The 21103-nt window shown below is 44.9% G+C and carries 8 protein-coding genes; 6 read left to right on the plus strand and 2 right to left on the minus strand.

Annotated features, from left to right (window positions below):
• Positions 1 to 7: 7 nt before the first annotated feature.
• The 5 genes from ACRBG0_RS01495 (at position 8) to ACRBG0_RS01515 (ending at position 15936) form a co-directional block, all read left to right on the plus strand.
• Entirely contained in the window at positions 8 to 8065 is an 8058-nt protein-coding gene (locus ACRBG0_RS01495) for a right-handed parallel beta-helix repeat-containing protein (RefSeq protein ID WP_431485165.1), read from the plus strand.
• 37 nt (positions 8066 to 8102) lie between these two features.
• On the plus strand, positions 8103 to 9800 hold the full coding sequence (locus ACRBG0_RS01500) for a gliding motility-associated C-terminal domain-containing protein (RefSeq protein WP_431485166.1): 1698 nt from the start codon (positions 8103 to 8105) through the stop codon (positions 9798 to 9800).
• Positions 9801 to 9802: 2 nt separating this feature from the next.
• Complete coding sequence (locus tag ACRBG0_RS01505; RefSeq protein ID WP_431485167.1) at positions 9803 to 10720, plus strand: PorP/SprF family type IX secretion system membrane protein; 918 nt, start codon at positions 9803 to 9805, stop codon at positions 10718 to 10720.
• A gap of 363 nt (positions 10721 to 11083) precedes the next feature.
• Positions 11084 to 13909, plus strand: coding sequence for an ATP-binding protein (locus ACRBG0_RS01510; RefSeq protein ID WP_431485168.1), 2826 nt, complete (start codon positions 11084 to 11086; stop codon positions 13907 to 13909).
• 137 nt (positions 13910 to 14046) lie between these two features.
• A complete protein-coding gene (locus ACRBG0_RS01515) occupies positions 14047 to 15936 on the plus strand; it encodes a thiol-activated cytolysin family protein (RefSeq protein ID WP_431485169.1) in 1890 nt (629 codons plus the stop codon).
• 160 nt (positions 15937 to 16096) lie between these two features.
• Here the strand turns inward: ACRBG0_RS01515 and ACRBG0_RS01520 are convergent, their stop codons facing one another.
• Positions 16097 to 19012, minus strand: coding sequence for a response regulator (locus tag ACRBG0_RS01520; protein ID WP_431485170.1), 2916 nt, complete (start codon positions 19010 to 19012; stop codon positions 16097 to 16099).
• Positions 19013 to 19088: 76 nt separating this feature from the next.
• Positions 19089 to 20342: a SpoIIE family protein phosphatase gene (locus ACRBG0_RS01525; protein WP_431485171.1), complete on the minus strand. Its 1254-nt coding sequence runs from the start codon at positions 20340 to 20342 to the stop codon at positions 19089 to 19091.
• A gap of 173 nt (positions 20343 to 20515) precedes the next feature.
• Here ACRBG0_RS01525 and ACRBG0_RS01530 point away from each other — a divergent pair, with 173 nt between their 5' ends.
• Entirely contained in the window at positions 20516 to 21073 is a 558-nt protein-coding gene (locus ACRBG0_RS01530; protein ID WP_431485172.1) for an RNA polymerase sigma-70 factor, read from the plus strand.
• Positions 21074 to 21103 lie beyond the last annotated feature (30 nt).

A 21103-nucleotide genomic window follows, 5' to 3' on the forward strand; every position in this document is an offset into this window, starting at 1 on the left:
GGCAACCATGCACCTTTCTACTCCTATTCAACGTGTTTCCTTTTTCACTATATTACTATTCCTTTTAGTGGTAGTGAAAGTAGTTCCGTTGTCAGCGGGACAATATTCCAATCCTCTACCTACGTGCGAGCGCATTATCGACCAGCTTATCGATCTGAATAAGTACTGGGATGGTAAAGTTATCGTGAATCCTATTCTACTGGAACGCAAGTGCTTTGAAAATCATACGGATCTCATTCAATTGCACCTACAGCTAGTTGAAGAGGAACTGAGGTGCACTCCACCAGATGGATTATCCGTTGCTCAGCAAAAAAAGCGCGAAGATGCTTTAGGGATACTACGTGACTACTGGGAAGTAAAGCGCTTTCCTGTTAATAATCACCATCCAGGTAGGGTTGTACCTTATTTTATTGATGATTTTGGTACTGCTTGTGCGGTTGGCCACCTTGTTCGTGAAACTGGCTTTGAGGCATTTGCCGAGCGTGTGCAAAAGGAAAACAACTACGCCTATATAGAGGATATGAACTATCCCGAGTTGGGCGATTGGGCTACCCAGTTTGGATTTTCGGAGATGGAATTGTGGTGGATACAGCCGGGTTATGGGTGTTGGGCAAATCGCTCTGATATTTTTGTAACAAATACAAATAGCACGGGTATCGGATCATTAGCTTGGGCGATTAATGAGGCCAATAGTGACCTGGATCCCAATACTATTCGTTTTAATTTGAGTCCTGGCTCCGTCATTTATCCTACTGGCCAATTATGGCTTGATGGGACCTGTGACGCGATCGATGGAAGCCTGGCTGTCGGTGAACAGGTTATTATAGACGGGAGTAATTATGTTGGTACGAGCTGGGGTATAGTTGTCAATGGAGATGAGTGTGATGTAACCAATCTTATAATTAGAGGATACACTTATACGGCGTTAGGTGTTTGGGGGACCTCAGGTGTATCACTACAGAATAATACCCTATATGGTAATCAAACAGGCATTGAGTTGGCTAATGGTGCGGAGGGAACGTCTATTTTGTTCAATACGATTGGCTTAGACGAAAATGGTAATAATAACCAGCCTTTAGCCACGGAGCAATACGGTATTTGGGTGAATGATGCTAATAATATAACCATCAATAATAATGTCATTGCCGGGTTTAACGAATTAGATGAGACCGGAATCCTTCTCGATAGCGATAGCCCAGGTACTAACTTCAATATTTGTTGCAATAAAATTGGTACAGACGCCAGTGCTACCCAGATATTGTCCAATCATTATGGGCTTTGGATTGGAGCGGTTAAGTCGCAGATAACTGTTTTTAACAACGTTTTTGGCGCTAACGATGACTCTGGAGTAGTTGTCGAAGGTGCTAATGATGTAACTATTTACGATAACTACTTCGGTCTTAATGAACAAGGCCAACTGCTCATGCCCAGCGACACTACTTGTATTTGGTTAGGAGGTAATGCTAGTGATATTGATATATATGGCAATGTGATGCGTGGTGACCAGGCCCCCGCCTGGAGTATTCAGGTATTCGAGGCTTCTGATGTTCGAATTGGAAACGATACGGAAGAAGGAGAGAACCATTTTGTCAATTGCCGAGTAGGAGTAGGCGTCAATAATGCAGCAGATATTAGGTACTTACGCAATAGCATGAGTTGTGTGGAATTTCCAATCTATTTTGTAGGAGCTCCACTGACGTCTGCTCCTCTGATTACTGCTGCTTCCACAACTTTAGTAAGTGGCCAAGCCTCTCCAGGAGCCAAGGTCGATGTGTATAGCTTCGATCCAGAAATATGTACAAACGCTAGCTGTGAAGGGAACGTCTACCTGGGAACAGCGACCGCCTCGGCTAGTGGAAATTGGGACGTAAATGTAAGTGCACCCGCTAATTTTAGTGTCACGGCGGTCGCAACGAGCAATAATAGTTCTAGTGGGTTTTCTAATTGTCTTGCTATTCAGAATGTAAATTGTACTAGTCCAGGCAACGGACAGGTATTACTTGCAGGGCATTCTTATTTTCATATTGAGTGGGATCATGAATTAATAGACGACTGCGCTAATGGTTACCAGAAGCGATGGCGTCCGGTAGGAGAAAGCTGGACGACCATACTTGATACAGGCTCCTTTCCTGGTACAGACATCGGAGGTAATTGCGGTTGCCCCATCATACTAGTTGTTCCACCACCATATCCTGGCCTTTTCCTCAATCAGCTTCCGCCTTGCACCACTTATGAGGTGCAAATACGGTGGGTTAATTATGATGGGAACAATATAACAGAAACAGGTGATTGGAGCCCAGTAACAGCAATAAGTACAGGTAGTTGTACTGACGCTTACTTTAATACCACTTGTTACGCTGTTCCTGATCGTGCCCCTTGCGCGCAAATTGAAGCATTTTTATTTAATGGTGAATTCTTTGCCGGGGGAGAGGATAGTGGTGAATGTGGAGGTGCTATTGGTGACTTTGGGTATGACTACTATAGTGATGTGACCCTCGATGTACCGTCCGGGCAAGTTCATGGCCTGACTTACTACGTAACGAATACGAGCCAGTATAATGAATCTCAGGTAACTACAGATTTTAGAGTTAAGGGTTGGATCGATTATAACAATGATGGCGATTATGAGGACCCAACTGAGTTAGTGTTTAATGATGTTCACACAAGTGTTTTGGATGTTTCACAAGCGTTTACTTCCAATTTGGTTATTCCTACAGCTACTGAAAATTACAACTCACGCTTACGGATAGTTTTCGTTGAGTCGAATTCTATGGAGCCACTCGAAGACCCAGGGCCTTGTGATAATTATAGTGCTGGGCATACTAGAGAGTATAATGTTAGTATTTCTGCCGAACAACAGCCAACGGCTTGTGGTGAATTTAATAACATTGCATGCTCAGATTGGTTAAATGAAATCATTGTTGACCTTGAAGCAAATCGTTGTTCCGATTTCATGTGTACTGTTGTTGGAGGAGTTGCTGCTTTTTCTTCCGTCAAAGTTTACGAAACGGAGACAGGAGATAACGTTATTGAGGTGTATTGGCAGGAGTGCTTAGCGGCAGAGCGTAGTTTATATAGTTGCGAAGGGTTACTACTCGCTTCTTGTACTGGACTTGGGTGTGAAATCACATCGCTTGGAAATCTTACTTTTCAAAATGATATTTGGAGTTGCTCTATTGCTCTTCCTGATTGTGACAATACGATTATTCTTTGCGGCCTCACCCCGGAAGAGATACTCTGTTTACCTTGGGTACAAGAGAGAGCAGAGGAAGGGGCTGAAATTGATGAAATTGGTGTGGGTACCTATAATGGAGAGCCTGTTATTCTTGTTGGACACAGCTATTGTCCTTCTGGTGTAATGTGTGTTATTCCTGGGGTCGTTGATGTTTATTCCTGTGAAGGTCTGGAACTCGCCACCTACGATACAACAATAAGCTCTTCTGATCCAGATAACCTCTTCCTAGTTTCAGCGATGATTTACCAACGAGGTGATGAATTACCAGACTGTTGGAATGTGGGTAGTAACTGCTTCCAAATCTCTGCCTCCATCATTCAACCCAGCTGTCCGGGCTTAAATGATGGTGTAATTACAACTTCAATATTTGGTGGTACGCCGCCATATACTTACCAGTGGAACACTGGATCCGATAGCCCTAACTTAAGTGGCCTGACACCGGGAGAATACACCCTTACAGTTACAGATGCATCAGGATGTGCCAACTCTACATTGGTAGGTATCTCTCAAAATGAAGGGGATGCAGTAGCACTGCCTGATGGTTCTGGCCAATCCTATGAAAGTACGATCTCTTTTTCGCAGTTTCCTGCGGGGGCTACAATTCAGGATGTCTCGGATATTGTGTTTGTGGATCTGAATATGGAACACTCCTACGCGGGTGATTTAGACATCGAATTAATTTGTCCTGATGGTACCTCTATTTACTTATTAGACTATCCCTCTAGCTTAGGAACAACGAATTTTGGAGAACCATATGCATCTGCTCCAGTAGATGGTGATTCCGATGATCTGACTCCAGGAATTCCCTACACCTATACTTTCGTCAGTAATGCAGCGGCAGGAACGATACCTCAGTTTGATAGTAACGCACCTAGCTATACGTACACGACTGTTCCTAGCGAACAGACAGGTTTAACTTATACCTATACAGACTCTTACATTCCAGCAGGGGAATATGAACCTGTAGAAAGTTTCACCAATTTACTAGGCTGCCCACTGAATGGTGATTGGACACTGCGGGTAACGGATAACCTTGGTTTGGATAACGGTTGGCTTTTTGGATGGAGTATTGGTTTTGCAAATGGCCCACAGACTGAAACTATTACCCTGGAGGATCAAGTTTGCGATAATGGTACTTACCTGCTAACAGCATCCTCCTACAGTATTGAACCAGGAGAGACGATAACCCTTAATTATACCGCCAATCCACTAGGCGGAAACAACTTGCTAAGTTTCGGTGACGGGCAGTCCATATCGTTGGCTAATACTACTGGCTCGGTCGAAGTTACCTATGATGAGCCCGGTGTCTATCGGCCGTCCCTTCGTATTGATGATCAAACCGTAGTTCGCATTTCCATCCAGGTTCGTTCTTGCGGCTGGTTTGGCTGCGTGAGGGCAAACAACAGTTACAGAGAGAGTAATGAAGAAATTTGCCAGTTAGTTACGGGGGATGGAAAGATGTATTTGCCACCAGCCCTTTCGGATCAGTCTTATTATTGGACCAGCTATGAAAATATTCGTGACTTTCCGGTTAGTGGGGATGCCGCTATTCTGGAAGCTAGGGTGAAAGTACCCGCAAGTGAAGGAGGTCTCTCTTGTTATGATCCTCAAATTGTTATTTACGGTACCGATGGTGTTGCTATAGCTCGGTGGATGCAACCTAACTGCTCCTATTATTCTGGTATTGGTGCGGGAAGCACCTATCTGGCGGGAAGCACGACGAACTTAAACGCCCTTACGGCTGATTTTAACGATTGGCGTATCCTCAAAATCGAAGTAGAAAATCAGGTGATCAAAGCCTTTATTGATGATGAACTGCGTTACACCTTAGCTTATGACGGAACAGTAGGAGATGTGATAGGTCTGCGGTTTTACGCAAAGGGTTCTGGTTCAATAGATTGGATGAGGCTTTACCACGCTAATGGTACACTTGTCTACGAGGAAGAATTTTCTGACTGCAACCTTAATAACGATGAAGGCTGTCTTGTTAATCAAGAACTAACCTTCATTGCCAATCCAACGGTTGGACAAGGAGGTAGTACCGTTCAAGTACCAATCACCGTTAGAGGTTTCGAGAATGCAGCTGGCTTCAGTCATACGTTGAATTTGGAAAGTAACGTAGGAACCATTACAGGGATAACCCCTGCTGCTATCAGTCCTATCTCTAACCCGATAGATGGTCAGACGACTATTATAGCTTGGGATGATCCCACAGGGCAAGGTCTAACACTCTCTGATGATGAAATACTGTTCTATTTGAATGTTTCTTTAAATACAGCGATGGGGTTATGTGGAGAACTGAGTTTTACCAATTCTCCACTGCCAATTAGCGCTTTTGTTTGGCAGAGTTCGAATGCGATTGAAGTCACCGTTATCACGGAAAATGCCCCCGTTTGTACCATGATTGATGGAGGGGAAACCTGTGACGACCCAATACCCATTACTTGTGGACAAACCCTCGCCGCTAATAGCGAATTTGGTGGGGATGTGGAAGAAGTTTACAGTTGCCTGGATAACCTATTGAACGGCAAAGAAATCTATTTCCAATTTGAGAATACGCAAGCCCAAGATGTGATTTTTACACTTAGTGGATTAACAAGTGATTTAGAGCTTTTATTACTAGATGCGACCTGCGACCCAATGGCTTGTTTGCGGAGTAGCGACCGCACTGGGCCTGTGGACGAGGTCATATATTGGGAAAACATGCCTGTTGGTACTTACTATTTAGTAGTTGAAGGTTATTTGGAAGCCACGAGTAGTTTTCTTCTATCTGCCGAGTGCGGCGATATTCCCGGTGGTACGCTTAGCTGTCAAGATGAAGTACTTCTCTGTGATGCCATTACCAGTGGTAATAATGAAAATGGGAGTAACAATGTTTTACAGTACAATTGTGGTCAAAATGATGCCTATGTTTCAGGGCCAGAGTACGTGTACCTCATCGAAAACCAAACCACCGACTCGCTGATTTATGTAGTGACGCTCCAAGATCACACGGCTGACCTGGACTTGTTTGTTCTGACGGGCTGTAATCGAAACGATTGTTTTATCGCTAGTACCAACTCTGGGACCGAGGAAGAAAGCTTCATCTTAAGAGTAAACCCACAAGATTCATATAGGGTAGTCATTGATGGTTATAATGGTGCTGTTAGTGCTTATAATCTTGTGGTAGATTGTTTTCCGGTCAATGAATTTGTCGACCTCAATTGTGACAGTTCTCAGCCAATAACATGCGGGGAAGTGATTAATGGGAATAACGTCAATGGCAATTATACCGGCTCTAGTTATTGTAATGGGAACTACACGAATGGACCGGAAGATATTTACCTATTTAGTAACCCTTATCCTCAGGATGTTACTATTCTACTGTCAGGGCTCAGCCAAAACCTTGATGTTTATCTGTTAGATACCTGCTCTGTAATAAACAGTTGTGTGGGAATTGGCGATAAGTCCGGAATATCTGATGAGGGCATTATTATTCCCAATCTGCCCGCTGGTGACTACTACATTGTTGTTGATGGTTTTGACAACGGTATTAGTGATTATCAACTAGAGTTGCAGTGTGTGCCAAGAGAAGTAGAAAAAAGTGGCCGGATTACTAAGGTTAACGGAGGTGCTGTTCAGGATGTGTTAGTACTGTGTAACGACGATATGCAAACCTTCTCGGATGCGGTAGGAGACTATGAATTCCCGCCTGTTCTAGTTGGTCAGGATTATATTATCGAGCCACATAAGGATGTCAACTACCGCAATGGTGTTGGTTTAATTGATATCATAAGGATTAGAGCTCACATTCTGGGAACTACAGCACTCCCTTCCAATTATCATCTAATTGCGGCCGATGTAAGTAATGATGCTCAAATTGATGTATTGGATATTTCCCGCTTGTACCAACTATATCTCTTTATGATTGATGATTGGCCGGATGTTGAGTCTTGGCGTTTTGTCCCTCAGGAATTTGAGTTTGATCCTATTCCTGCTACTCAGGATGTACCAAACTTCTTAGAGTCGATAGCGTTGCCAGGATTGGCTGCTCCCGCTATTGAGCAAGACTTTTATGCTGTGAAAATGGGGGATGTAACTGACGATGCAGCAGGGGATCAAATAGCATCACCTCCATCAAGCTTCAATCGAAACTATGCTGTGGAACTGCGTTACCTATTTAATCCATCAGCGTCCTTGAGTGAGGTGTTAATTCCTGTCTATTCAACAGATCCACTTACTATCATCAAAGGATTACAACTGGAACTAGAAGCTGGCAGTGGTTTAGAAATTCTAGGAATAGAAGGTGGAAAACTACCTGGAACTATTCATCAGAATTCGATTAGTAGTGATAAAGTATTAATTGCCTGGGATCATCCTCAGTCAGAAGGCAGCTCGATGTTTTCAAGTGCTGAAGAACCGTTGTTTTATATTCGAATGGGTAAGGAGGAGAATAATTTATGGCCAGATGAGGTGTTGAATCTCACTGAGATTAGAATGCCTGCCGCCGTAATAGATTTTGATTTTGAATACCGATCTGTTCAATTAGTTCCTGCTACGCTTACTACAAGCGACGAGCTTTATCCTGGGACTAGTTCATTGGTCTTAAAAGCCCGCCCAAATCCATTTGGTGATCAGGTAACAATAGACTTTCGTTTGCCATCAACATCAGCCGTTTCTCTATTGCTACTAGATGTCAGTGGTCAAGAGATTTACCGTCAGACACTAGATGGGAAAGCTGGTTGGGATCAGGTTTCGTTTGATCGTTCCTTATTCCCAAGCAGTGGCGTTTACTTTTTGAAAGTTTGTACAAATGATGCTGTGCAGGTACTTCCACTCGTATGTCAATAGTATAGGCGGGGTACTTTTTAATAATGATAAAATAACAATGCAAAATTCACTATCAACTATACTCTTGCTAGGCTTTTTGTTTGGGCTTTCATTAAATGCTCAAACGGTTCGTATTAGTGTAGGTGTTCAGTATGTGCCTGCGGAGCAGAGTACTCTGGTTCCTATTGTTGCAGAAGAGTTTGTGGACGTAGATGCTTTCCAGTTTAGTTTAGCGTGGGATCCAGACTATATGTCTTTCGAGCAGATAGAATCATTGGGCTTGCCTCTACTGACATCAGCGAACTTTGGTACAAGTTTTACTGATGAAGGATTATTGACCATTTTGTGGACAGGAAATCTAATCAATGGGGAAACCTTAATGCCTGGAGATACGCTTTTTGGTATCCGTTTTCTCACAAGTGAAGATTGTATGCGCTCTTCTGAATTTGGATTTCCAGAGACACCGGTAGCTCCGCGATTTCTTCGTTTTGAAGATTTTGACCCTATTGAATTGAACTACGAGTTTGAAGAGAAGATGCTGATGAATTACTGTCCATTAGTACTAGATTCGATGGAGATCGTAGATAATGAGTGCTTAGGAGATAGCATTGGAATGGCCACCCCTATTGTTACAGGGGGAGTTGTGCCCTATACCTACCTGTGGAGTAATGGTGATACATCAAGTGTACTTACTGGTGTTACAGCAGGGGTGTATAATCTGACCATTACCGATGCCATCAACAACAGCCTATTGGTTGAATCTGTCAATATTGGAGATGGTGCTATGCTCCTGCTAGAATTGGGTGCAGACACTACTCTGTGCGGAGAAGATCAGTTTTTTGTTCAAGGTGAAGCCCAGGGGCTTACAAGCATAGCATGGTACTGGAACGGCAATTTTTGGGCAGAAACCAGTAATCCTGAATTGCAAGTGTCGGAATCGGGGCTTTTCTCTGCATTAGGAATGAATGATTTTGGCTGTGAAGTAGCGGATACGATTCAAATTTTATTTTCTGAGCTTCCAGAAGCTACTATTCTCACATCTGATACTACGGTGTGTTATTCAGATACAATAATGTTAGCAGCAGAAACAGTAGCAGGTGCGGAGTATACCTGGGAGTCGAGTAGCGGTAACTTATCCAATCCCAATGATCTTATACCACTGGTCTATCCCGCGGATAGTGTTGAACTCTTTACGTTTGTCACCTCGAATAACTGTGGTGCAGATACTGCAACTATTAGGATCACTAGGCAATATTCAGATGTTTCTGCTGGGCGTGATACATGCATAGCTGCTGGCAAGAGGATAATGTTAAATGCTACCGGAGGAGTCTCTTACCAATGGATGACTACCGAATATGAGCTTTCTGATTATTCGATCCCTAATCCTTTTACATCACCTGCAGACAGTACCTGGTATATAGTTCAAATCACGGATTCTTTGAGTTGTCATTACCTAGATAGTGTATATGTAGCTGTTATTGAAGACCCTTTGCGCTTTATTCCAATTATTAATATTCTTACTCCTAATAAGGATGGTCATAATGATCTTTTAGTCTTTCCTGGTTTAGAAAAATACGAAGGGAGTCGACTCCAAGTCTTTAATCGATGGGGTGGAATTGTTTTTGAAAGTACTGATTATCAGAATGACTGGGATGGTACCAAGAATGGAGAATTACTACCAGCAGGTATATACTTTTATCACTTGCAAGTTGAAAAACAAGAGCGGAGACAGACGCTAACAATAATAACTCCTTAATTATGCGACTACTTCTTATCCCCTTATTCCTGTTTTTTGTTTCTAGCCATATTTATGGTCAGCAGCAACCTTTTAGATCTCTATTTGATGCCACAGGCTTTTTACATAATCCTGCAATGACAGCTCCTGGTAAATACTTAGAGTGGGGTGCGATCCATCAGCAACAATGGCTTGGTTTTGAAGATGCGCCTAGAACGTCACAGGCCTATCTTCAGGTACCTTTTTCTGGTAATTCAATGAGTGTAGGAGCAGCAGTTTCTTTAGATGAAGTAGGGCCTTTACAAACTTCAGAAGTGAATCTTTCTTACAGTTATCACCTGAATTTAGATGGCCAACAACAATTCTCATTGGGTGTAGCAGGAAGATTTTTCCAACAGCGTTTTAATAGTACCGATTTTACAGGAAGTAGCCCTGTTGATCCGGTCTATAGTCTAGATTTTACACCTACCATTGCTTATGATTTTGGATTTGGAATATTCTATACCACAGATAAGCGCATGTTTGGTTACTATAAAAGTGCATTCTTTTCTGGCTTATCAATTAACTCACTATTGCCTAAGTCATCTAGTAATGATCTTATTTTAAAACCAGCGCTACACGCCACAGCTTTGGCTGGGTACCGTTTTTCTTATGATAGCGGTTTTCTCGAACCGTCCATCTGGGTACAGTATGCTCAGTTGGGAATAATACACGCAAGTGCAAATTTAGTCTACGAAGCAGAGGAACGGTATTGGGTCGGCACCTCTTTGGAATCGGATATGACTGCTACATTTCAATCCGGATTCTATTTAACAGATGGTCTTTTTCGAGAGGGCTTTCTACGAATAGGTGTTCAGGGGAATTTTAATTTTGGTCAACTGAGTACTCTCAAAGGCTGGGGGCTTGAGTTTTTACTGGGGTATCGGTTTTATAGAGACTAATACCTGATGAGAATATACATAACTTGAAATATAGCACTGTTCCATATCTTATCCCTTTCCGGTAGACATTGTGATTCTTTTTTGCACCAAACCTTGCACCCCTACTTTTTAATTCCTGATCATTGCCCTGACAGACAGCGATTTGTGTACACCTCCTCCTTTTCCCGTCCGGACCGCCAACAATTAAGCCTCGAAGCATTTGCTTCGGGGCTTTTGTGTTTTAGGATGTTCTGCTTAATCCACTAGCTATTGTAGTATCCTTCCAACGAGGATTTGTTGGTCGTTGAGTTTCTCTTTCCATGAAATTTTGCCGTTATTCTGAAAAATTCAGACCTTTAAACAAAGTCATCAATAGCAGAACACTTGAAACGAGGAGGACAATGGGTGTTGATTATCCTATGCATTAACTTGCCTTTGGTGGCGATGGGGCAGCTTGTTTTCTCCGTCAACGATGCCGTCTATTTTGATACGCTCGATCAATGGGTTGATGCGGTGGACTATGTTGCTTTTGAAAAAGATTTGCCGGAAAATTGGTCCGTCGAAGATGTTCTCCAAGTCGAGGAGGGTTGGCAGCCATTGACGGAGGGTGACGCTCCCGTTTGGCAACGTAATTGTTGGTTGAGGCTGGTTTTGAAAAATGATCGCCCAGCAGCATCAGCACTTGCGCTTTTGCTACATGCCGACGAAATATCTGCCTGGTTCGCTTGGCCTGATAGCCTTTCGGAGGTTCGCTTGGGCGGTAATCTTCGGCAGCGTTCCGCTTGGGATAGCAGGCAGCATTCACCGATCTATTCTTCACCGCATACCCTGCAATTTGAATTGCCAGCATCTTCTGAGGTGACCGTCTATCTAAAACTAGGAGCAACAGATCAGCACTTTAAACTACAGCCGAAACTAGCTAGCCTTTCCTATTTTCAAAGCCTATCCACGCATTTCTTTAGTCGGAATATTGCGGTCCAATCTTTTTTTCACGGGGTGCTTTGGGTGATGTTGCTTTTTCATCTGTTGTTTTTTGTGATGAACAGAGATCGCGCCTATTTATTCTTTGCCGCTTACATCCTCACGCTGTCCATTTCGCTGTTTTACACCTTTGGTACCCACTTTTATACCGTCTTCGCAGAATACCCTCGGCTTGGTAGGGTAGCCTTATTATTGAGCACTTTTGGTTACAGCTATTACTATCCACGTTTCTTAGTTGAATTTTTACATAAAGGCGAATGGCGAACCGACATTAAGTATTTACTGAATCTCTTTGCCAAGCTGGTTTTAATTGCAGGAGTGCTGGCGACGGCATTGCTCTTTCTGCCTGTCACGATCTTCAAATTGACCTACGGTTATTGGATGCTATTCCCATTTTCGGTCATCGGGTTGTCGAGCCTTACGTATATCAGTGTGCTTTATTGGTCTTCCGGCAATAGAATGGCAAAGTATATCGCTGCCAATAATATGTTCATGATCTTCGGCCTGATCGTTAGTACGGTGACTTACTTCATGAGTACGGGCAACTGGATTGCTATGCCCATCAGTAGGGGCACGGCTATTCTTGTATTGGAAGGGCTCATTGTCCTACAGTTATTGAGTTTTTCTTTGAGTTTGAGCTATCGGGGACTGGAAATTGAAAGGGAGCGTACTCGTCTACAAGAACTGGATCAACTCAAGTCCCGCTTTTTTGCAAATATCTCCCACGAATTTCGTACGCCCCTTACCTTGATCCTGGGCCCACTTGAGCAATTGCTGGCCACTACTAATCAGCCCAGGGAGCGGCAACAATTGAGAACCGCATCGACCTACGCACAACGGCTATTGGGCATGGTGAATCAAATCCTTGATTTAGGCCAGTTGGAGGCGGGGAAATTAGAGATTAATCCCACGGTCTTCGACGTTGTGCAACTGACAAAAGCTATCTACTTTTCGTTCCAGTCGATTGCCGAACAGCAGGACATTCAACTAGAATTTGAAAGTGTAAAGGAATCCAGGATGGTTTACCTCGATAAAGGTAAACTGGAACAAGTCTTGATCAACCTCGTCGACAATGCTATCAAATACAACCGTCCGGGAGGGCAGGTGACGCTACAACTTCAATTCCCGAACAAAAATCAGCTCACCATCCAGGTGAGAGATACAGGCATTGGTATCCCCACAGCAAGCTTGCCGTATATTTTCCAATTTTACTACCAGAGCCACTCCAGTGGACATACCCGCCAACAATTAAGTTCGGGGCTAGGACTGACCCTGACCAAAGAACTCGTCGAGCTGCAAAACGGGCAGATTGAAGTAGAGAGCTACGAAGGGGTAGGCACCACGTTTACGATACAACTGCCGCTCCCTACAATCACGCTCCAAGAGTTGCCGCAGCAAACGAGTAAGTCTGTACTTTTTCCACAAACGATCAACTGGGAAACCATCCCGGCGGACACCAACAAGAACGACTCGAAGACAAGTATTTTGCTGGTTGAAGACCATCAGGATTTGCAAGGATACATTCGATCTTGCTTAGCGCCGACCTATCATTTGTGGTTGGCAGAAGATGGTGAACAGGGCCTGGCTATCGCCCGAAAACAAGTGCCCGACCTCATCATCACCGATGTGATGATGCCCAAAATGGACGGATTCGCCCTCACGCAGGCCTTAAAGCAGGATCAAATCACCAGTCATATTCCTGTGATTATCCTGACGGGTAAATCCTCCAAAGCTAGCTTGATGGAAGGGTTGGAAACGCAAGTCGACGAATACCTCACCAAGCCCTTCGACCCGGAAGAACTTCGTTTGCGGATTCGCAACCTCCTCGAAAATCGGAAGCAATGGATCGCCCGTTTTCAGCAGAATACGCACTCCGATAGGGTAGCGCCTTCGCTGCCTTCCATGGAAACAGTGTTTTTGCAAAAAGTAGAAGAACTGGTACTTGCCAATCTAGGTAACGAAGATTATGGTGTAGCCCAACTCGGCCGCGACCTCCGGCTGGATCGCACCCAATTGTTTCGAAAACTTAAAGCGCTTACCGGACAAAATCCCAGTCATTTTATTCGCATCATTCGTTTGCAGGAAGCTTACCAGTTGCTGAAAGACCGAACGGCCACTGTAGCAGAGATTTCTTTTCAGGTAGGGTTTAGTAATCCGTCCTATTTTAGTCGCAGTTTTAAAGCTCATTTTAATAAAACTCCGGGTGAAGTCATGGGTGCAAGTGATTGATTTATAATTGGTTTCAACATAAGTGCACTTTTCTGCAACATAAGTTCAGTTGAAAATTCTGCTTAGTACACAACTTTGGAGCATCATTTTAGAATGGTGTAAACGATCATTGTTTACACCGCCAAAAGACCTGATGTATGAATCAATCAAATGCTTTAAAGTACTTTTTTACGCTATTAATAACCACTGCCATAGTTGTTGGGTGTAACAAAATGGAGGAAGAGCCAATACCGAATCCGGACAGCTCTTTTCAAGCAGTATTGAATGCTGCCGGAGAAATGGCAGACCCTACGGTGAGTAGCGAATCTGAAATCCTGAGCCAGGAAGAGGTACTTGTCGGTAATACTCAATTTACCTGTACAACCAAAAAATTAGAGATATCCGCAGCTGGTGGTGGAGACAGTGGTTTTCCTCTTTTTTCTCCTAATGCCGGCGTGATCTATCCGGGGGCCATGTTGCAGGGTAATTCCCTCCAGAATGGCAATCCTGATTTGATCGCTTTAGAGCGGGGGAGCGGAACCATCTCTACCGATGTCTACGATGGAAATATCCAGTCTTCCTTTGAGGTAGAGACCATAGCGAAGGGAAGTGTGACGAATGCGATCAACAACATCATCGCGGGCAGCACTGGTATCGTGCCTGCTAATTTTAATGTCAAAGTCAGGAACATTCAAAGCCGTGAACAATTTGCGCTGGAATTGGGGGTAGATGTCAATTCTACTTTTGTGGAGCTGGAATCAAACCTCAGCTATAGCTCCGATGTCAGCAAAAGCACTTTTATGGTCAATCTGACGCAGAGTTTCTATACGATGAGTTATGACATTCCTGTTTCCAGAGAAAACCTCTTTGCTCCTGGTGTCACGCCGGAAGACCTGCGAGAATACGTGTATGAAGGTAATCCGGCTACTTATATTTCTGATGTAACCTATGGCCGGGTTTTCTATATGTTGATTGAATCTACTTCTGCCCAGCACGAATTGGAAGCTGCCGTCAATAGTACGTTTAACGGATTAACCACCAAGGTACAGGCTGATATCGAGGTCGACTATTTCAGCTCGCTGGAGAATGTCACCTACAGCGTTTTTGCCTACGGCGGAGAAGCTTCTGGCACCCTTCAGGCCGTTGGTGTTTCCAACATGGAAGACCTGGTAGACATCCTGGCTGAAACTGCTCAGATAGGTTCGGGAAAACCGCTTTCTTATGTCGTGAGGAGTGTCGCGAATAACCAAATTGTAGCCACCCAGCTCAGCACTGAATACGAGGTCGAGAATTGCCAAATTACCGGTGTCGTAGGTACTCTCCCCATGCTAGAGCATTGGACAGGGAATGTACTTTCGGCCTTGGGACCCGTGGGTGCTGCCTACACCCAATCGCTCAATTCCGATAAGTTTATACTGATCAACCAGGCTGGCGACCAGTACATGCGTAGTACCGGCGGCACCTTGAGCGGCCCCCACCCAATCAGCAGTTTACTGGGCGAAGAACTACCTTTCGCTGGCATTGGAGCAGCTTGCATGGATTACAAAACCCATAATCCAGATCGCCTATTGGCTTTTGATCTTTCAGGCATCAATTTTGCGGTTTTCGACAATGGCACCTGGGGGCCCGTCAACAGCATTGTCAGTTTTGCTGGCGGAATGCACCCCTTTAATCTAACGGGGGTTGGTGCCATGGCTCATGCTCCTTATGTACTTGGTGTTGGACCTAATGCACCGGGAGGCGACAATGCCTACCACTTTAATGCAGTAGGCGATAAATATGCGCATTGGTATAGCTACCGAAACAGTAGTGGTATTGGGAATATCCCACAACTCTACGAGCACTTTACCGGCGTTCGCGACTTGTACGAATGGGGAATCGATTATAGTGTTACCAATAAGATACCGGATGTAGGCGCAGCGATTGGCTTCCAGCAAGGAGATGATCACTTCACGATTCTTTTCAATAAAGCGGGTACCAAATACGTGGTCTACGGTAATGTGAATGGTGATAACCCTAATGAAGTAGTTGGGCCTTTTGATTTGTAAAAATCAGTTAAAGCACTTGTTTTTGGGCCATGCCGGCAGTGGTGTTACTATGCTAACGCCACTGCGGACAGCCTTCGGCCTTGTTCCGGTGGAAGATCGGAATCCCGGCACCGCGCTCCCGGCTATGCCTTTCGCACTGATACCTCGATCTGGAGGGCACCTACTTCACCTCCATCTTATTCAGCCCCGTCCATCCTTCGGGCACGCCATTGGCCAAATACTGGCGGCATTCTTTCAAAAATAATTGAGCGGTGAGATCTTCGGGATTTACCCTGATGACCTCCACGAGGATTTGATACGCCTGCTGGAAGTCCTGATCGAAAAAGTGGTGGAGTGCTTCATTGAAACTACTCAGTGTTTTGATTTTTAATTCCAGCATCTGGGGAGTATCTCCGTCAAAACATTCATAGACACCTACTGGGCGTTTCTTTCCCTTCAGTTGTACCTTTCCCAGGAACCGGAAATTGAAATCCTCCTTCGAGCCAATACCCGCTAAATTATCCTCGCTAAAAAGGATATTGGTGGCGTAATGCTTGTTGAGGCTTTCCATGCGTGCCGCGGTATTGACGGTATCCGAGATGGTAGCGGCATCCATCCGCTTATCGTCTCCGATGATGCCCATGACCAACTTTCCGGTGTGGAGGCCAATGCCGGAGGAGATGGGCCGCCGCTGCCGTGCTAGTCGCTCTTTATTATAGCGTTGTAGCGTTTGTTGGTATTCAATGGCTGCTTGCAAGGCGTCCCGTGGGCTTTGTTTGAAGATGGCCATGATGGCATCTCCCAGGTATTGGTTGATAAAACCATTATTTTGGTCAATAACAGGCCCCATCCGGCTATTGAAAGCCTTGACAAATTTAAAATTTTCTTCCGGCGTCATGTTTTCCGAAAGGGAGGTATAGTCCCGGATATCACCAAAGAAAACGGTGACCTCCCGCTCGACCAGATCGCCTAGACGTACTTGTGTGATATTTTCTTTACCCAAAGTCTGCAAAAAGGCATTGGGTACAAAACGGCTGCTGGCCTGATTGAGGGTATGCAGGTTGAGCAGATTTTTTATACGTGCGAGGAATTCCTGTCTGGAGAAGGGTTTGGCGAGGTAATCGTTGGCACCTGTATTTAAGCCCTCTACCAGGTCTTTGACTAGATTTTTGGCGGTGACCATGATGATGGGTAATTCGGAAGGGAGGTGTTTTTTTCGAATCTGCTCACACACCTCATAGCCCGACATCTTCGGCATCATAACATCCAGAATCACCAGGTCGAAGCGAGTCGCACTTTCAATCGCTCTAAGCGCATCGGCTCCATTCAGGGCTGTTGTAATCTGGTAATAGCTGGAGTCCAGGTGGTTGTTGAATACGTGCTGATTGAGCGGTTCATCATCTACGATCAGGATATTGATCTTTTGTCCTGCCGCTGAGGGGGCAGCTACTTTGGTGGGTGCTGGCTCGCTTTCGCCAAGGAGGGGTAATAATTCATTAGTACCTGGCTCGTCTTTTAGAGTTGGCAAAATCGGGGTTTTATCGGTTTTAGGTAAACTAAAATAAAAGGTTGTCCCTTCTCCCAGTTTTGATTCTAACCCTATTTTACCTTTGTGGAGATCGACTAGATGTTTAGTGATGGATAAGCCCAGGCCGGTGCCCGCAAATTCCCGTACGGTGGAGCCGTCTTCTTGCTGGAAGGCCTCAAAAATAGTTTCGTGTTTTTCGGAAGCAATACCAATACCTGTATCCGTGACAGATATGTTGATTACCTCTCCCACATCTTGGGCGGAAACGGTGATGTTGCCCTCGTTGGTGAATTTGATAGCATTACCGATCAGGTTGTGCAGGATTTGTTGCAAGCGGTCCTCGTCGGCCAGTACAGAGGGGAGGTCGGCAGGGATGTTATTGATCAGGCTCAGTTTTTTGCCCCTGGCAACGGGCTGATTGATACGTAGCACCATCTCCGTGAGAGAACGAATATCCAAAGGCTTTAGAAATAACTGCAATTCAGCATTCCGTAACCTGGAAAAATCCATAATGTCATTCACCAGCTTGTGGAGTCGTTTTCCGGCGGATATCAGCATGGCCAAGTTGTCTTTCATGACCTCGGGGCTTACCTCCTTTCTTTTTTCCTGGAGCCATTCGGCAATGCCGATAATTCCGTTCAAGGGAGTCCGTAGTTCGTGAGAGGTATTGGCGAGGAACTGATCTTTTAAACGGTCAATTTCCTCCAGTCGGGCTACGCGTTGTCGCTCCATTTCGGCCAAATTTTGCTGTCGTTTGAAGCGATACCGCTGCCAGCCAGCCAGAATTAAGAACAAAAGGACACCCATCATAGCAAAGGCGAGGTTGCGTATGTTTCGTTCTTTTTGCAGGAGGAGGGCGGTTTCTACGGCCTCCTTTTCCAGTTGGAGCGATTCTTTTTCCAACTCAGCCCTTTCCTGGCCCACCCGAGCTAACTCGGCCTCTTTGCGGAGTTTGTCCTCGATGGTAAGGGCCAATGCATCCACCACCGCTTCTTTCTCCGCAGTGATTTGTAGCCTTTCCTGTTCCGATAGGTTCAGTTCATCATCTTTAACCTCTATCACTTTTTCGAGCTCGGCCAGTTGGTCGGAAGTCTGGCGTAAATCTACTCTCGTTTTAATCTGCTTATGCATGGCCTCGACCTGGGCCAGCTTCCTAGAGCGGTTGGTGAGTTGATAAATGGTCTTGAGTACCTCCAGCCCAGCTAATGCCGCCGGATAATCGTTTGCAGAGCGGGCTGCTTGCAGGCCAGTATTGACAATGCGGATGGCTTTGTTGTAGTTTTTGGCGTCTCTTTCAAATATTCCCAAGTGAACAGCACTGGTACTGATCCCCTTGAAATAGGCAAGTTCTTGGCTCAGGGAATAGGCATCTTCGGCGTAAGTTTTGGCCTGTGCAGGCTGCTCAAACTTTAACTGTCTCGTTAAAGTGTTAAGGATATCCACTCGTTCTCTTCCCTGGGAGGAGTTTAATTGCTGTTGCAATGCAGCAACATCCATACTCTGACTGTAGAGACTAGAAGGTGAAGCAAGAAAAAATAAAGAAAAAATAATACCGGATAACCTAATCATGCGGATGCTAATTGTATGTCTACATTTACGTAAATGATTTCGAAATGTTCAAAACAAACCAGCAAGCTTTACACCCTTACACCAGCTCATTACTTCCGCGTTCTGATTTCCGATCTCCGATCTGAACCTCATTACCCATATACCGAAAAGCCAGCATCGTCAGATCATCGTGTGTAGGAGCGCCATTGACGAAATTGGCTACCTCTGTTTCTAAATCGCGCACCAGAGATTGCATGGTGGGATTCTTTAAGCTATTTAAAGATGCTTGGATGCGCTCGTTTTCGAAAGCCGTGTGGTTGCGATCATAGGCTTCCGGTAATCCGTCGGTGTAGAGAAAAAAGGTATCGCCGGGTGCTATTTGCAGGGTGGCTACTTCGAATTGGGCCTCCTCTACGACGCCGACAATTGGTCCGTTGGGTACTTCTAAGGGTTGGAATGAGCTACCTCCCAAGGCTGAGAACGGTGGATGATGTCCACCGTTGACATACTGTAATTGTCCCGTCTTGAGGTCGAGAATACCGGCCCAAAGGCTGACGAACATCATGTCGTCATTCTTTTTCAGGAGGGTTTTGTTGAGCGCAGGCAGTACTTCTGATAAATCTGAACAATTGCTTACCAAAAAACGAAGTGAGGTGAAAGCACGCATCATGAATAGCGCCGCGGGCATTCCTTTTCCTGTAGCATCTCCGATGGCGAGGTAGATGCGATCTTGGTCTAAGGCCAGCGCATCGTAAAAGTCGCCGCCTACAGCACGGGCTTGCTGCGTGTGGGCGTATACCTCTATTTCGGAGCGTTGAGGAAAGAGACAGGCTCCGTTGGGAACGATATTCGCTTGTATATTTCCGGCAGTTTCGAGGTCTTTTTCCAACTGCTGGTACTTCAGTTGCTCCTCGATTTTTTTGATTAATGCCTGATTGTTTCGGTGCAGGCGTTGTGCCATTATTCCCATCAGGTTCTTCACGCCTTGTCGGCTTATGGCCAAATGGGTCCAGAAAACGTCTTCAGAAATGACCAATACCTGGCTGTCGAGATGGCAAACTGCTGTGGCCGAGGTGGGGCGTTCTTCTACCAGAGACATTTCCCCGAGGCACTGGCCGGGCTTAATAGGGATAGCTACCTGGGTATTTGCTTTTTGTATGATCACCTTGAGTTCTCCGTCGAGCACCAAGAAAAGGGAGTGATTGGTGGTGCCGGAATGGATAAGGGTTTCACCAGCGCGCAATTGCCTAATCTTACTCTGGTTAATCACCAAGTTTATTACCTCCTGCGGGAAACCGCGGAAGAGCTCATGTTGGACAACCAGTTTTGCTATTGTAGAAGAAGGAACCATATAGCTGTAAAAATAACCTATTTTTTGGCTTTACTGTATTTACAATTGCTTAATAGCGTGATTCCAGCTTTCTCCGTTCAGGCCGTAATAACCTTCTAAATATCACTTTGGGGCTTTTTTGCCAAGTTTCTTAATGCCGGATATAGCTTTCCTTTTTTACCTTAGCCGTGCAAATGCCACCTTTCAATACATACCCATCCTTTGACCAGGAACAATTTGAGCTATTGTTTCGGTCACATTTTAATTACTTGTGTAATTATGCTTTGCAGTACGTGGAGGGAATGGATACCGCGCAGGAAATTTGTCAGAAGGTCTTTATCAGCCTTTGGGAAAATCGGGCGAATATTGACCCTCAGCAATCCGTAAAATCTTATCTCTTTACGGCGGTCAGGAATCGCTGTCTCAACTATATCAGGGATAATAAGAAATACCGCAGTCAAATCCTGGACCTTGATTGCGGAGATTTTGACCTGGTCGGGGAAGAAGATCATTTTGCAGAAAAAGAATTGCAAGAACGCATAGAGGAAGCCCTGAGTGAACTCCCCCCAAAGTGCCGTCAGGTATTTGAGATGAGTCGCTTTCAGGCGATGAAGTATCGGGAAATAGCCGAAGAACTGGCGGTTTCTCAAAAAACAGTAGAGGCCCACATGAGCAAAGCCATGAAACATCTGCGAGAACGTTTGCAGGATTATTTCCTCTTATTTTTAATATTAATAGAAAATCTGAAATAAATTCAACCCGCAGCTAAGGGTATTCGTGCC

Source organism: Lewinella sp. (genome assembly GCF_050633125.1).
Classification (GTDB): domain Bacteria; phylum Bacteroidota; class Bacteroidia; order Chitinophagales; family Saprospiraceae; genus Lewinella.